This is a genomic window from Streptococcus sp. KR (assembly GCF_002238115.1).
Lineage (GTDB): Bacteria > Bacillota > Bacilli > Lactobacillales > Streptococcaceae > Streptococcus.
The window spans coordinates 1-239 of sequence record NZ_NGVM01000308.1; the positions used below are offsets into that span (position 1 = coordinate 1).

General features: G+C 41.4%; 1 pseudogene. It reads left to right on the forward strand.

The window, feature by feature from the left end:
- A pseudogene (locus CBI42_RS12070) lies at nucleotides 1–239 on the forward strand (pyruvate oxidase); the annotation flags it as partial.

Consider the following 239-nt stretch of genomic DNA (forward strand, 5'->3'; position numbering starts at 1 on the left):
TACGTTGTTAACCAGGCAATTAAGGAAGCATACCGTCAAAAGGGTGTTGCGGTTGTTATTTTACCTGAAAACTTAACTTCAGAAGAAATTGATTACGCACCAACTAAGACCCCATTAACGGTTGCCGATGACTTCAAACAATCAGTTGATCCCAAAGCTGTCAAAGACACTTTAAAGATGATCAAAGAAGCTAAGCACCCATTAATTTATGCTGGTCGTGGCTTGCTTGGCGCTCGTGA